A 14,149-nucleotide genomic window follows, 5' to 3' on the forward strand; every position below is an offset into this window, starting at 1 on the left:
AGCCCTATGACTCGATTACCTGTTCGATCCGGCGATCCGGGATCAGCCAGACGGCGGCGACCACGGCATAGAGCACGAGCGAGAGTGCCGGCATCACGAATGCCAGTCCGATGGCCAGCGCGTAGGCCACGACCGACAGCTTGCCCTTGACGTCGCGCCCCACGGCGGCGGCGAGCTTTGCATTTCCTCCTGCGCCATGCACGGCGAGCAATGCTCGCGTGAGGAGGTAGTACGCCACGGCCGCCATGAACAGCACCACGCCGTAGAGCGCCGTCGGCCAGGCGGTGAAATGGTTCTCCCCGAGCCAGCGCGTGACGAACGGCACCAGCGACAGCCAGAACAGCAGATGCAGGTTGGCCCACAGTACGCTGCCCGAGACTCGCTGAACCACATGGAAAAGGTGGTGATGGTTGTTCCAGTACAGGCCGACGTAGATGTAGCTCAGGATGTAGGTGAGGAACGTTGGGGCGACCGGCAGGAGATCGGACAGCTCGCTGCCGTGCGGTGCTCTCATCTCCAGCACCATGATCGTGATGATGATGGCGATCACGCCATCGCTGAAGGCTTCCAGTCGGCTCTTGCCCATTGTGTTCGTTGTTGTTGTCGGTCGCGGGTGGGGGTCACATCACGGCCAGGCGGTTGCGCCCGGACTGTTTGGCCGCATACAGCGCGCGGTCGGCGCGTTGCAGCAGGGTGCCGAATTCGGCATCGTCCGGGGTGAGGCTGCCGATACCGATGCTGACGGAAAAGCGGATGGGGTCGCTGGATCCGCTGGCTCCGCCACCGGGTCCGGGTACGCTGGCGTTGCCGATCGCGACGAGCAGGCGTTCGGCGGCCTGCATGGCGCGTTGGGCGTCGGCCTCGGGCAGCAGCACCGCGAACTCCTCGCCGCCCAGGCGGCCGATCGGCGTGCCCTTGCGCAGCGTGGCGCGCACTACCTGCGTCAACTCCACGATGACGCGATCGCCGATGGCATGGCCCCACGCGTCGTTGATCCGCTTGAAATGGTCGAGGTCGAGCATCAGCACGGATAAGCGGCGTTGCTGAGCGCGTGCGGTGGAAAACAGGCGTTCGGCCTGTATCAGGAAGGCGCGGCGGTTGAGTGCGCCGGTCAGCGCGTCGCGCATGGCCATCTCGCCAAGCACTCGATTGACGCGACGCAGCTCGAGCGCGTCGACGACGAGCGCCGACAGATCCGCGAGCAGCGCGCGTTTCTCGTCGTCGAGCGTGCGGGGGCGGCGGTCCATCACGCACAGGGTGCCCAAGCGATGCCCTTCGGGCGTGCGCAGCGGCGCGCCCGCGTAGAACCGGATGTTGGGTTCTCCCGTGACCAGCGGGTTGTCGGCGAAGCGCCGGTCGGCACGGGCGTCGGTCACGACGAGCACATCGTCGCCGAGAATCGCGTGCGCGCAGAAGGCCATCGAGCGCGGGGTCTGCGGCGTGTCGATGCCCTGGCGCGCCTTGAACCACTGGCGCGACTCGTCGATCAGCGAGACGAGCGACATCGGTGCGCCGAACAAATAAGACGCAAGACGCACGATGCGATCGAACGCGGGCTCGGGTGGCGTGTCGAGAATTTCGTAACGACGCAGCGCCGCGAGGCGTTCGGCCTCGTCAACGGGCGTGTCGGGTATCGGCCCATGCCGCGGCGTGGAAGCGGGGGCATGCGATGCGTGGAGGTCGGCTTCGGATGCGGTCATGTCGCGATGGGTGGACGCCAAAGGCGACTCTCGATCGATGATGTCGGTGACGGCGTCAATTCTGCCCCGCCTGTCGTCACTTGGCAAATGCGACGACGTGGAACCCGTCGTGCCGTGTGTGCGCCAGAGCGCGTGGGCGGTCTGCGCGATCGCTTGAGTGACCTCGTCGGCGCTGCGATGGGCGCTGTCGTGCGCACTTCCCACGGGAACGGTCGGGCCGTGATTGAGCAGACGATAAGCTTTTGAGCGTTCGACGGGCAGGCGTTCGGTCATGGCGGGCACTCGGCGGGCGTAACGGGATGACAGGCGTGATGGCAATTGGCCCATGATAGCGTGGCCGAGAACCTGCCGATGGCACCGGTGACGAAAACGGGGATCCGAAAAAGGCGACCCGCAGGGTGAGCTGCGGGCCGCATAAACGGCACGGTGCGGGGAACGCGTGCCGGATCAGATCAGCGCGCAGTATGGCAGTCGTTCGTCCCAGTCCAGTCCCCATCCCCGACATGCGCGCTAGCCCTATACTGGCGCGACGCAACCCAACGAACGCGACGCTTGCCGCCACGGGAGGATTTGGCATGAGCCGAGTGAAATCGCACACTGCGGGGCAGGCTGATTGGCTGACGCCCGACGCCTCCGACGCCTCCGACGCCTCGACAAGCGTCGCGACGGCTGGCCAGAATGTGTACATCGGCACGGCGTCGTGGACGGACAAGTCGCTGATTGCGTGCAAGCGGTTCTATCCGCCGGGGCATGCGTCGGCCGAGGCGCGGCTTCGCTATTACGCGAGCCAGTTTCCGATGGTCGAGGTCGATAGCAGCTACTACGCCATGCCGTCGGCATCGAACACGCAGCTTTGGGCCGAGCGCACGCCGCGCGCGTTCGTCTTCAACATCAAGGCATTCCGCCTGCTCACGGGGCACCAGACGCCCCGCATTGCGCTGCCCAGGGATTTGCAGGCCGAGCTACCGCCGGGCCCGCGCGCGAACGTGTATTACAAGGACATTCCCGACGCGCTCAGAGACGAGATCTGGCGGCGCTATCTCGAAGCGCTCGCGCCGTTGCGGCAGGCGGGCAAGCTGGGGCTGGTGCATTTTCAGTTTCCGCCCTGGCTGACGGGGAATCGCGAGAGCCGCGCGCACGTCGAGGCGTGCGCGCAACGGATGCGGGGTTACGGTGTGGCGGCAGAGTTTCGTCACCGCGGCTGGTTCGACGGGGCGCACGGCGAGGCCACACTGGCGTGGCTGCGCGAGTTGGGCTGGGTCAACACCGTGGTCGACGAGCCGCAGGGTTTCGCCAACAGCATCCCGATGGTCTGGGCGACGACCACGCCGCTCGCCGCTGTCGTGCGCCTGCACGGGCGCAATCAGGCGACATGGAATGTGCGGGATAGCACCGCCGCGTCGGACCGCTTCAACTACGATTATCGCGACGCGGAACTGGTGGCGCTGGTTGATCCGATTCGCGTCATCGCCAAGGAAGTCGCCCGCGTGTATGTAGTGTTCAACAACAATTACGAGGATCAGGGGCAGCGCAATGCCAGGTCGTTGATGAGCATCCTCGGCTCTGATGCCGTCGCGCCGTGAGGGTGTCAGTCAGAGATGGGTCATGAGCGCCCCCGATGGCGCTTTGCTTGCTTGCTGAATAACGCAGCCAATAACGCGACGAACTCCTATCCTTGAAGCGTCCTTTCGGACACATTCAAGGAGAACGACGATGCGAATGCTTCTCAACATACGAATACCTCACGAGCCATTCAACAGTTTTGTGCGCGATGGCTCCATCGGAGAATTAATAGAGAGGGTTCTCGCAGAGATGAAACCGGAAGCAGCCTACTTCACCGAGCAGAACGGTACACGCGGAGCAATCCTCGTCGTGAACCTTGAGGAGCCGTCGCAGATTCCAAAATTCGCGGAGCCATGGTTTCTTACGTTCAATGCCGACTGTGAGTTTCGCGTGGTGATGGTGGCAGATGACCTCAAGAAAGCTGGACTCGAAGCGCTTGGCTCGAAGTGGAAATAGGGCGCGCGGCACGGCGTGCGAGCGAGGCTAACCGCTCCCATGCCGTGGTGTGCTAACCCGGGACAGGCACATCACGCTGCCGCACAGCAGGAGCGCCGTGAGTACGGCGTTCAAAAGAAGGCGCCGATAGTCGACGTTGCCATGCCGGCGGCGCGACTTCCCATAGAATGGAACGTCACCGTCCACAACGAGGCGCTACTGCAATGAGCACGTACCTGATCAAAAGCGAAGACATCGCCGGGATGGATGGCGTCACGAAAACGCATTTCCGGAACCCGAATGCAATACGTACCAACAAATCGCTGGGCGACGCGACCGGGCTTAGCGGGTTCGGATTCCACATTGTTGAAGTCGAGCCGGGCCGTGAAACGACGGAGTACCACCTCCATCATCACGAAGACGAGTGCGTCTATGTGTTGAGTGGAACGGCAACCGCCGTGATCGGGGATGAGGCATTCGCCATTGGCCCGGGGGATTTCATCGGTTACCGGAAGGGCGGTCTGGCGCATTCGATCCGAAATACCGGTTCCGAGACCTTGCGTTGCATCGTCGTCGGCGAGAGACTTCCCCACGATGTTTGCGACTATCCCCGCCAGAACAAACGGATGTTCCGCAATCCCGGTATCGGGATGCCCTCGAATCTCGTGGATCTTTCAGCGATTGAGGTGGTGGGCGGTAGCGTCGGCAAGAAATGACGCCGTCCGCCGGTCACCCCAGGTTGGAGACCGGCCGATGCGAGGGCGGCTAGCGCCCCGCATGCGCCGGAGAAACGCTACACAATACTCTGCATTGCCTTGGCGAACCGGGCCACCGCGCCGTCGATGTCGTGCAGTTTGTCCAGACCGAACAATCCGATACGGAAGGTCTTGAAGTCGTCGGGCTCGTCGCATCGCAGCGGCACGCCGGGGGCGATCTGCAAACCGGCATCGGCGAATTTCTTGCCGGATCGAATGCCGTCGTCATCGGTGTAGCTGACCACGACCCCCGGCGCCTGAAAACCTTCGGCCGCCACGCTCTTGAATCCGTGCTCCGTCAGGAGCGCGCGAATGCGCGCACCGAGTTCAAGCTGTTCCGCTTTCACTTTGTCGAAGCCGTACGCCTCGGTCTCTTTCATGACGCCGCGCAATGTCGCAAGACTGTCCGTGGGCATCGTGGCGTGATACGCGAATCCACCGTTCTCATAAGCTTCCATGATCTGCAGCCATTGCCGAAGATCGCAGGCGAAACTGGTGCTCGTGGTGGTGTCGATCCGTTCGCGGGCAAGCGCACTGAGCATGACCATGGCGCAGCAGGGCGGCGCACTCCACCCCTTTTGCGGGGCGCTGATCAGCACGTCGACGCCGCACGCCTGCATGTCGACCCAGACCGTGCCGGACGCGATGCAATCCAGGACCAACATACCGCCGACGGCATGAATCGCGTCGGACACCGCGCGCAAATAGGCATCGGGCAACATCATGCCGGAGGCAGTTTCGACATGCGGGGCAAAGACCAGATCCGGCTTGTGTTCCCGGATTGCCGCGACCACCTCGTCGATCGGGGCCGGTGCGTAGGCCGCTTGCCTTCCCGGTTCGACGGGACGCGCCTTCAAGACCGTCGATTCCGACGGTATGCCGCCCATGTCGAAAATCTGCGACCAGCGGAAGCTGAACCATCCGTTACGAATGACGAGGCACTTCTTGTTCGTTGCAAACTGCCGGGCCACGGCCTCCATGCCGAACGTCCCGCTTCCCGGGACGATGACCGCCGACTTCGCGTGATAGACGCTTTTCAGCGTATCGGAAATATCGCGCATCACGCCTTGAAAGCGCCGCGACATGTGATTGATGGAACGGTCGGTATACACGACCGAATATTCGAGGAGTCCCTCGCGGTCGACATCGGGAAGTAGTCCTGGCACGTCCGCCTCCGACAATAGACGAGTATGAAAATCAAGAACAGGGGCTCACAAAAGCCACCTGCAGGTGAGCGGGAAGCCGATTTGCGTCGCTTCAGCGGTATCAAATCATAAATGCGGCTCGCCCGGGGAACAGTTTCGTTCGTTATCTTCGCACGCGGGCGCCGGACCTGTCGGCCAGCGCCCGACGCGATGCAGTAAGATTTCCCGAAATCCGACGGCGGTCGCCTGGGCCCCTTGCCGACCCGGACATGCCGCTCCCCCTGGCGCTGGACTGGAGACAAGCCCATGACGACTGATCGACGCATCACGTTCTATCACGCCCCCAACACGCGCTCGTCAGGCGTTTTGGTGCTGCTCGACGAACTGCAGGCCGAGCACGATCTTCATCTGCTGCGTTTCGCCACCGGCGAGCAACGTGGCTCGGAGTATCTGGACGTCAATCCGATGGGCAAGGTGCCGGCCATCCGTCATGGCGATGCGATCGTCACCGAACAGGCGGCGGTCTACATGTATCTCGCCGAACTGTATCCAGAGAAAGAACTCGCGCCGATGCCGGGCGATCCGCGCCGCGGCGCCTATCTGCGCTGGATGGTGTTCTATGGTTCGTGTGTCGAGCCGGCGGTGGTCGACAAGTCGCTGGGGCGCGACGGCGCCGAGCGCTCGCGCTCGCCGTATGGCGACTACGATGCCGTTATGTGGACGCTGGAGCGGCATCTGGCGCAGAACGACGGTCCGTGGTGGTTGGGCGAGTCGTTCACGGCGGCCGATGCGTTGTGGGGCAACGCCATGCACTTCCTCACGCAATTCAAGCTCGTGCCGCCGACCCCGGCCGTGATGAGCTACGTGGAACGCTTTCGCGCCCGCGACTCGTTCGTGCGCGCGCAGCAGCGCGATGCCGAACTGGCGAAACAACTCGCGGCGTAATGACCGGCCGAACCGGGGGCGGGCAACCCGCCACCCCGCTCATCCGCATCACGCCATCACGCCATCACTCAGGCAACACGTCGATGCGTGGCTCGCACTCGATGGGGAAGTTGACCGAATTGGCGATGTAGCACTTCGCGTGGGCCTGATGATGCAGTTCGGCCGCCAGCGCGGCGTTACTGCCCGCCCGGAGCGTTACGTGCGGGCGCAGCGCGATCCGCGCGAAACGGCCTTCCTGCGCGGTGTCGATCATCGTGCCCAGGGCGTGGTCGGCGTATCGCTCGACGATCACACCCGCTTCGGCACACAGGTGCAGATGCCAGAGCTTGTGGCAGGCGCTCGCGGACGCGACCAGCAAGTCCTCGGGGTTCCAGCGCGCGGCGTCGCCACGGAAGGCGGGGTCGGCGGAGCCGGGGATCGTCGGCTTTCCATCGGCGCGAATGTCGTGATTGCGCCCGTACGCGCGGTAGCCCGACGTACCGCTGCCCTGATTGCCGGTCCACTCGACGTCGACCTGATATTGATGTTCGCCTGATGCCACGAAGTATCTCCCTGGTAGGCCAGCGTGAGTTACGCCAGCGGTTCTGTCGTCAGTGCCCGTGTAAGGCCATGCATCGGGCGGCGCATCGCAACGTCGAAAGGGTTCGTCTGCGGGCCGATCAACTCGGCCTGACGCCGCAGCAATTCCACCACCATCGGCAGACGATCCTGCGACAGCCGGGCGGCGAGCGTGCCCACGCTCAGCGCGGCCACCGCGTGCCCGGTGCGGTCGAACACAGGAACCGCCACCCCGGCCATGCCGTCGAGCACGCCGCTGTTGCTGCCCGCATAGCCCAATTGACGCACACGCTCGATTTCGGTGCGCAAATAGACCTCGTCGAGCACCCCATACCCGCGCAAACGCGGCACGTTAAAACGAATGATCTCTTCGCGCTCGGCCTCCGGCAGGAAGGCGAGAATCGCCAGACTCCCCTGGCCGACGCCCAGCGCCACGCGACCGCCGATGTCGCCGGTGAACGAGCGGATCGGGAAGGGCCCTTCGCACATATCGAGGCACACGGCATCGAAGCTGCTGCGCACCAGCAGGAAGATGGTGTCGCCGAGGCTCGCGCAAAGCCGCAGCAGCGACGGACGGCACAGCGTGCGCATGCCGCTCGGGTTGCCGGCCTGCGCCGCCATCGCGAAGAAGTCGATGCTGAGCCGGTAGAGCTTGGAGGTCTCGTCCTGTTCCACGACCTGCTCGGCGATGAGCGCATGCAGAATTCGGTGCACCGTCGCCTGACTGAGGCCCACTGCCTTGGCTAGGTGGGTCACACGCTCGCCCTCGGGCTTGGCGTCGCCCAATGCGCGGATGACGGCAAAGGTGCGTTGCAGAATGCCCGCGCCAGCCGCGTCCGACGACGGCGACGTCGGCGTGCGGGGTGAATCGATGGTGTTCATTACTGTCTCGAATATTCCGTCAAACGGAATACTAGCGTAAGCCGATACCTCTTGAAAACAGGTGCGATCCGCCGACACTGTAAAAAACATCCAATATTCGCGGTAAGTTAGGGATTGTACCGAGGTGGTGACGCGAAATGAATTCATGTGTTCATTCGTCAAATATTCCGTCAAACAAAATAATCTGAATATTTATCTCATTTCACGGAATCGTTATCTTGCGGCGGGCAATTTGGCTCGCTACTGTTCGATGCAATTGCATTTCTTGCGGCGCGCAAGTGCCCGAAGGTCGTAACCATGTCTTTTCTGACTTTGACGGATGTTTCCAAGACGTTTGGCGAGCTGAACGCCGTCTCGAACGTCAACCTCTCGGTGGAGAAGGGCGAGTTCGTCTCGCTGCTTGGCCCCTCGGGCTGCGGCAAGACCACCACCTTGCAGATGATCGCGGGCTTTGTGGAAACCACCACCGGGCGTATTACCCTCGATGGGCGCGACATCACGCACATGCGTCCGAACAAGCGCGGCCTGGGCATTGTGTTCCAGAGCTACGCACTGTTCCCGCATATGACCGTGGCGGATAACGTCGGCTTCGGCCTGGAGATGCGCGGTATCGACAAGGCCGAGCGTCAGGCGCGCATTCGCGAGGCGCTGGCCCTCGTGCGCCTCGATGCGCTCGGTCATCGCTTCCCGCGCGAACTCTCCGGCGGTCAGCGCCAGCGCGTGGCAATCGCGCGCGCGGTCGTGATCGCGCCGCCCGTGCTGCTGCTCGACGAGCCCATGTCGAACCTCGACGCCAAGCTGCGCGAAGACATGCAGTTCGAGCTGCGCGCGATTCAGCGCAAGATCGGCACGACCACGATCATGGTCACGCACGATCAATCGGAAGCGCTGTCGATCAGCGACCGGGTCGTGGTGATGGAGGCCGGGCGCATCACCCAGGTCGACACGCCGTATCGTGCCTACGAGCGTCCGCAAACGCCGTTCGTCTCGAAGTTCATCGGCAAGGCCAACATGCTGGCCGGCCGTGTGGCGGCGCGCGACGACGAGCACCTGCATGTCGAGATAGGCGCGCAACTGACCCAGCGCGCGCGGCTGTCCGACCTCTCGCCGCGTGAGCGCGTGATGGCCGTGGGGGACGCAATCACGCTGTGTCTGCGTCCCGAAAAGGTTCGTCTGTGCGCACCCGCCGACGGCCGGATGGCGGCCACGGTCACGAGCCGCTTCTTCCTCGGCAGCCAATGGCTGTACCGCGTGGACAGTCCGCTGGGCGAAGTGCTCGTGTGCTGTCAGAACGAAGGCGGCGAGCCGCTCGCCGAAGGCGCGCCGGTCGGCCTTGACTGGCAGGCCGAGGCCGTGCGCTTCATTACGCCGAACGCGGGAGAGCACGCTCATGGCTGAGACATTGCAGGTGGCTAGCCCCGAGACGGCGCCGGCGACGCGTGCACCCTGGCATGCGTATCTGCCGATGTGGTTGATGAGCGCTCCGGCCATGCTGCTGTTCGTGGCGCTGGTGCTCATTCCGCTGCTCATGACGCTCGCGCTCACGTTCTATCAGTTCGATCCGTCGAGCGGCCCGATCGCGGCGTTCCAGTTCGGTAACTACGCCGAGGTACTGTCCGACGCGTACTTCCACACGATCTTTCTGCGCACGTTCGGCATCTCGCTCACCGTCACGGCGGTGTGCGCCGTGGTGGGCACGTTCGAAGCCTATGTGCTTTCGCGCATGGGCGACCCGTGGCGTTCGCTCTTCTTGCTGGTGATTCTCTCGCCGCTGCTCGTGTCGATCGTGGTGCGGGCGTTCGGCTGGAGCATGCTGCTTGGCTCGGGCGGCCTGATCAATCAGACGTTCGGCCTCCTGGGCATGGGCCCGTACAAGCTGGAATACACCCACTTCGCGATCATCGTCGCGCTGGTACATGTGATGCTGCCGTTCATGGTGATTCCTGTGTGGACGTCGCTGCAACGGCTCGACCCTCAGACCGAGAACGCCGCGCTGTCGCTGATGGCATCACCGGCCACGACGCTGCGCCGCATTGTGTTGCCGCAACTGGTGCCGGGCATTCTGTCGGGCAGTCTGATGGTGTTCGGCCTGTCGGCGAGTGCATTCGCGATTCCGAGCCTGCTGGGCGGACGCCGCCTCAAGGTCGCCGCGACCGCCGTGTACGACCAGTTCCTGAGTTCGCTGAACTGGCCGCTGGGCGCGACCATCGCCGTGCTGCTGCTCGTAGCGAACCTGATCGTGATGCTGACGTACTACCGCCTGCTCGATCGCCGCTATTCGCGCAGCATGGGCTAAGGCCAGGACACGGTCTCCCGCAGAACAGAACCCACTCGCCATCATGCGTAAAAACAGCCCCCTGGCGCTCGCGTTCCATACGCTCGTCATTCTCTTCGTCCTCGCGCCGATGATCATCGTCGTGCTGGTCGCGTTCACGCCCGAGCAAACGCTCTCGCTGCCCACGCGCGGCGTGTCGCTGCGCTGGTTCCGCGCGATTCTCGACTACCCCGACTTCATCGCGTCGTTCTTCACGAGCCTGAAGCTGGCGTTCCTGTCGGCAACGCTCTCGCTGGCGATTGCGTTGCCCGCCGCCCTGGCCATCGGCCGCGCGCGCTTTCCGGGACGCAACTTCCTCAACGGTTTGCTGCTGTCGCCGCTGGTGATTCCGGGCCTCGTGCTCGGCATTGCGCTGCTGCGCTTCTTCGCCATGCTGGGCGTGAGCGGCTCGTTCGCGGCGCTGACCTTCGCGCACATGATCGTCGTGACGCCGTTCATCATGCGCCTCGTGCTGGCGTCGATCAGCGGACTCGACCGCAGTGTCGAGCATGCGGCAGCGTCGCTCGGCGCGGGCGCATGGACGACCTTCCGCCGTGTGACCATGCCGATGATCCTGCCGGGCATTACCGGCGGCTGGCTACTCGCCTTCATCAACAGCTTCGACGAGCTGACGATGTCGGTCTTCATCACCTCGCCGCAGACGGTCACGCTCCCCGTGCGCATGTACATGTATGCGACCGAGTCGATCGATCCGATGATGGCGTCCGTCTCCGCGCTCGTCATTGCAGTGACGCTGGGCGCGATGTTGCTGCTCGACCGTGTCTACGGCCTGAACCGCATCCTGATCGGTCAGCATTGAACGTGCGCTCCAAGAAGAATCTCATGTCTCACGCTTCCCATGCTTCCCGCGCGTCGCAAGACACCTGCGCGCCGGGACATCCGCAACTGGCGCGCCTGGTCGAGACGGCGCGCGCGTCCGTCACGTTTTATCTCGACGGCGCCCCGGTGCAGGCACTCGCGGGCGACACGCTGCTCACGGCCATCCTCATGCACCAGCGCCATGTCCGGATAAGTGAATTCGGCGGCGCACCGCGCGCGGGTTTTTGCCTGATCGGTGCATGCCAGGATTGCTGGGTGCGCTGCGAGACGGCGTCTGGCACCGGTGGCGATGCCCAACTGACGCGTCTGCGCGCCTGTTCGACACCGGTGCAAGCCGGCATGCGGATTCTCACGCGGGCGCCCGATGCCGACGAAGCGCACGGAGGCTCGCATGTTTGAGCACGCTGAGATCGTGATCGTCGGCGCCGGTCCTGCGGGCATTCGCGCTGCGCAGACGCTGGTGGCAGCGGGGCAGCGTCCGGTGGTGCTCGACGAAAACATGCGCTGGGGCGGACAGATCTACCGACAGCCGCCGGCCGGCGCGGGCTTCACACGGACCAAGCAGGCGCTGTACGGCTTCGAAGCGGCCAAGGCCGACGCCATCCACGGCGTCATGGCCGCGCTCTTGCTTCAGGTCGACTATCGACCCGAGACCCTAGTGTGGGCTTGTGATCCGGCGCGGCTCCATACGATCCACGACGGCCGGGAAAAACCCGTGCCGTTCACGCATTTGATCATTGCCAGCGGTGCGACCGATCGCGTCTTGCCGCTGCCGGGCTGGACGCTGCCGGGCGTGTACACGCTGGGCGGCGCGCAAGTCGCGCTCAAGGCACAGGGGTGTGCGATTGGCGAGCAGGTGGTGTTCGCGGGCACGGGGCCGTTGCTGTATCTCGTGGCCTACCAGTACGCGAAAGCGGGCGCGAACGTGGCCGCGGTGCTCGACACGAGCGCGTTTGCCGGTCAGGTCAAGGCCACGCCGCGGCTGCTGAATCAGCCGGCCACCCTCGCCAAGGGGCTCTATTACGTGGGATGGCTGCGCACGCATGGGGTGCGCATCGAACATGGCGTCGCGCTCGACGGCATTGACGGCGCCGCCGGGGTGCGCGCGATTCGCTGGCGGCGCGACGGCCGCGAACACACGCTGGCGTGCAGCGCCGTGGGGCTGGGCTTCGGCCTGCGTCCCGAGACACAACTGGCCGATTTGGCCGGGTGCCGTTTCGTCTTCGACGACCTCAATCGTTGCTGGCTACCTGAGCGCGACGCCGCCGGTCGCAGTTCGCAACCCGGCATCTATGTGGCGGGAGACGGCGCGGGTATCGCCGGCGCCGACGCGGCGGAACTCGCCGGCCGTCGTGCGGCGCTGGCTTTGCTCGAGGATCTCGGCATCGCCGCCCCGGCAATGCCCGACGCGCCCGACGCCGACGCCATCGAACGCAAGCTCGCGAGCATTGGGCGCTTTCGTGTGGGGATCGAGCAGGCGTTTGCGGCGCCCGACGATCCGTCGGCGCGTTGGCCCGACGACATGATCGTGTGTCGATGTGAGGAAGTCGATGCGCGCACGCTGCGCGACTGCGTGCGGGAGGACGGTGTGACCGACATCAATCGGCTCAAGGCGCTCACGCGTGTCGGCATGGGACGCTGCCAGGGCCGCATGTGCGGCGAGGCGGCCTGCCATCTGCTCGCGCGCGAGAGCGGCCAGACGCTGGCACAAGCGGGGCGTCTGCGGGCGCAGGCCCCGATCAAACCGATTCCGATCGCGCCGATGTTGTTCGATGAAAACGTTGCGGCCATTCCCGAGGAGGCGCGCGATGAGTGAGACCCTGCATTACGACGTTGTCGTCGCCGGTGGTGGGCTGGTCGGCGCCTCGGCGGCGCGTGCGCTGGCCGAGCGTGGTTTGCGTGTGGCGTTGTTCGAGCGGCGTTATTGCGGCGCGCAGGCCAGCGGCGTGAACTACGGCGGCGTACGCTGCCAGGGCCGCCCGGAAGAACAACTGCCGCTCGCCATGCGCGCGCGCAAGTTATGGGATCGCCTGCCCGAATTGATCGGGATCGACGGCGAATTCGTGCGCTCGGGACACTTGCGTCTCGCTCGTCGCGAGAGCGATCTCGAACCGCTCGACGCCTGGTCGGCCATGGCCAGCCGCTACGGTCTCGCCTCGACTGTGCTGCGTGGGGCGGCGTTTCGCGAGCGTTTTCCGTGGCTGGGCGACGGCGCCGTCGGCGGCTCGCTGTGTCTGAGCGACGGCCACGCGAACCCGCGTCTCGTATCGCCCGCGTTTGCGCGCGCCGCCCGCGCGCTCGGCGCGCACGTGCGCGAACGTACGCCGATTACCTCGGTGGCGCACGATGGCGTGCGCTTCCAGCTTGCGGCAAAGCCAGTCGACGGCGAGCCATTGCACCTGAGCGCCGACTGGCTGCTCAATACCTCCGGCGCGTGGGCGAATCACATCGCGGGCACGTTCGGCGAGCGGGTGCCGATGCATGCCATCTATCCGAACATGTGGGTCACCGAACCGCTGCCGAAGTTCATTGGCCATAACCTCGGCGTGTACGGCGGCGGCGTGTATGCGCGGCAAGTCGAGCGCGGCAACTGTGTGATCGGCGGCGGACGCGGCACCGGCGACGGCGAGTACGCCCAGCCGTCGGCCGATACCACGCGCGCCGTGATGCGCGAGGCCTGTGCATTGCTGCCGGCGCTGCGCCATGCGTTGCTCATTCGCACCTGGAGCGGCGTGGAGGGCGAGACGCCCGATAACAATCCGATCATCGGCATGAGTCGCACCACGCCGCATCTGGTGCATGCCTTCGGCTTCTCGGGGGGCGGCTTTCTGCTGGCCCCTGGCGTAGGCGAAGTGCTGGCGGATCTGGTCACGCACGGCGAGACGGCGACACCGATCGAGGCGTTTGCCGTCGACCGGTTCGCGCCGGTCGCGGCCGATGCGTGATCGGCAAATGCATCCCGTACGTCCCGAGTTCGTCACAACACTACCTTCCTCACACCCAGGAAACACA

At 64.6% G+C, this 14,149-nt stretch carries 15 protein-coding genes; 10 read left to right on the top strand and 5 right to left on the bottom strand.

Going from position 1 to position 14,149, the window contains the following annotated elements; genetic code table 11:
• Positions 1-4: 4 nt before the first annotated feature.
• Positions 5-586: a TMEM175 family protein gene (locus PanNE5_RS16745; protein ID WP_017233337.1), complete on the bottom strand. Its 582-nt coding sequence runs from the start codon at positions 584-586 to the stop codon at positions 5-7.
• Positions 587-620: 34 nt separating this feature from the next.
• Positions 621-1,505, bottom strand: coding sequence for a GGDEF domain-containing protein (locus PanNE5_RS16750; protein WP_261938427.1), 885 nt, complete (start codon positions 1,503-1,505; stop codon positions 621-623).
• 770 nt (positions 1,506-2,275) lie between these two features.
• Here PanNE5_RS16750 and PanNE5_RS16755 point away from each other — a divergent pair.
• The 3 genes from PanNE5_RS16755 to PanNE5_RS16765 all read left to right on the top strand — a co-directional run bounded on the left by PanNE5_RS16755 (position 2,276) and on the right by PanNE5_RS16765 (position 4,414).
• On the top strand, positions 2,276-3,283 hold the full coding sequence (locus PanNE5_RS16755; protein WP_261938428.1) for a DUF72 domain-containing protein: 1,008 nt from the start codon (positions 2,276-2,278) through the stop codon (positions 3,281-3,283).
• 130 nt (positions 3,284-3,413) lie between these two features.
• Positions 3,414-3,719, top strand: a complete 306-nt coding sequence (locus PanNE5_RS16760) for a panthothenate synthetase (protein ID WP_261938429.1) — start codon at positions 3,414-3,416, stop codon at positions 3,717-3,719.
• Positions 3,720-3,922: 203 nt separating this feature from the next.
• Positions 3,923-4,414 carry a cupin domain-containing protein gene (locus tag PanNE5_RS16765; RefSeq protein WP_017233341.1) on the top strand — a complete coding sequence of 164 codons (492 nt, stop codon included), beginning with the start codon at positions 3,923-3,925 and terminating at the stop codon, positions 4,412-4,414.
• 77 nt (positions 4,415-4,491) lie between these two features.
• Here the strand turns inward: PanNE5_RS16765 and PanNE5_RS16770 are convergent, their stop codons facing one another.
• On the bottom strand, positions 4,492-5,619 hold the full coding sequence (locus PanNE5_RS16770; RefSeq protein ID WP_261938430.1) for an aminotransferase class V-fold PLP-dependent enzyme: 1,128 nt from the start codon (positions 5,617-5,619) through the stop codon (positions 4,492-4,494).
• 285 nt (positions 5,620-5,904) lie between these two features.
• On the opposite strand from PanNE5_RS16770, the gene PanNE5_RS16775 reads away from it, so the two are divergent.
• On the top strand, positions 5,905-6,543 hold the full coding sequence (locus PanNE5_RS16775; protein ID WP_261938431.1) for a glutathione S-transferase family protein: 639 nt from the start codon (positions 5,905-5,907) through the stop codon (positions 6,541-6,543).
• Between the two features lie 64 nt (positions 6,544-6,607).
• Here PanNE5_RS16775 and PanNE5_RS16780 read toward each other — a convergent pair whose 3' ends face one another.
• Both PanNE5_RS16780 and PanNE5_RS16785 read right to left on the bottom strand, forming a co-directional pair.
• On the bottom strand, positions 6,608-7,084 hold the full coding sequence (locus tag PanNE5_RS16780; protein WP_261938432.1) for an OsmC family protein: 477 nt from the start codon (positions 7,082-7,084) through the stop codon (positions 6,608-6,610).
• A gap of 29 nt (positions 7,085-7,113) precedes the next feature.
• The gene (locus PanNE5_RS16785) at positions 7,114-7,983 is read right to left on the bottom strand and encodes an IclR family transcriptional regulator (protein WP_017233345.1); all 870 of its coding nucleotides are present in this window, start codon (positions 7,981-7,983) and stop codon (positions 7,114-7,116) included.
• A gap of 297 nt (positions 7,984-8,280) precedes the next feature.
• On the opposite strand from PanNE5_RS16785, the gene PanNE5_RS16790 reads away from it, so the two are divergent.
• The 6 genes from PanNE5_RS16790 to PanNE5_RS16815 are packed head-to-tail and all read left to right on the top strand — an operon-like array spanning position 8,281 to position 14,082.
• Entirely contained in the window at positions 8,281-9,381 is a 1,101-nt protein-coding gene (locus tag PanNE5_RS16790; protein ID WP_017233346.1) for an ABC transporter ATP-binding protein, read from the top strand.
• Positions 9,374-10,279 (top strand): ABC transporter permease, encoded by a 906-nt coding sequence (locus PanNE5_RS16795; RefSeq protein WP_017233347.1) that lies wholly within the window; start codon positions 9,374-9,376, stop codon positions 10,277-10,279. Before PanNE5_RS16790 ends, PanNE5_RS16795 begins: the two co-directional genes overlap by 8 nt.
• A gap of 43 nt (positions 10,280-10,322) precedes the next feature.
• The gene (locus PanNE5_RS16800) at positions 10,323-11,117 is read left to right on the top strand and encodes an ABC transporter permease (RefSeq protein WP_017233348.1); all 795 of its coding nucleotides are present in this window, start codon (positions 10,323-10,325) and stop codon (positions 11,115-11,117) included.
• A gap of 23 nt (positions 11,118-11,140) precedes the next feature.
• Positions 11,141-11,536 (top strand): (2Fe-2S)-binding protein, encoded by a 396-nt coding sequence (locus tag PanNE5_RS16805; RefSeq protein ID WP_261938433.1) that lies wholly within the window; start codon positions 11,141-11,143, stop codon positions 11,534-11,536.
• Positions 11,529-12,953: an NAD(P)/FAD-dependent oxidoreductase gene (locus PanNE5_RS16810; RefSeq protein WP_261938434.1), complete on the top strand. Its 1,425-nt coding sequence runs from the start codon at positions 11,529-11,531 to the stop codon at positions 12,951-12,953. The genes PanNE5_RS16805 and PanNE5_RS16810 overlap by 8 nt, the downstream gene beginning before the upstream one ends.
• Positions 12,946-14,082: an NAD(P)/FAD-dependent oxidoreductase gene (locus PanNE5_RS16815; protein ID WP_017233351.1), complete on the top strand. Its 1,137-nt coding sequence runs from the start codon at positions 12,946-12,948 to the stop codon at positions 14,080-14,082. The genes PanNE5_RS16810 and PanNE5_RS16815 overlap by 8 nt, the downstream gene beginning before the upstream one ends.
• Positions 14,083-14,149 lie beyond the last annotated feature (67 nt).

Source organism: Pandoraea sp. NE5, assembly GCF_024363545.1.
GTDB lineage: Bacteria > Pseudomonadota > Gammaproteobacteria > Burkholderiales > Burkholderiaceae > Pandoraea > Pandoraea cepalis.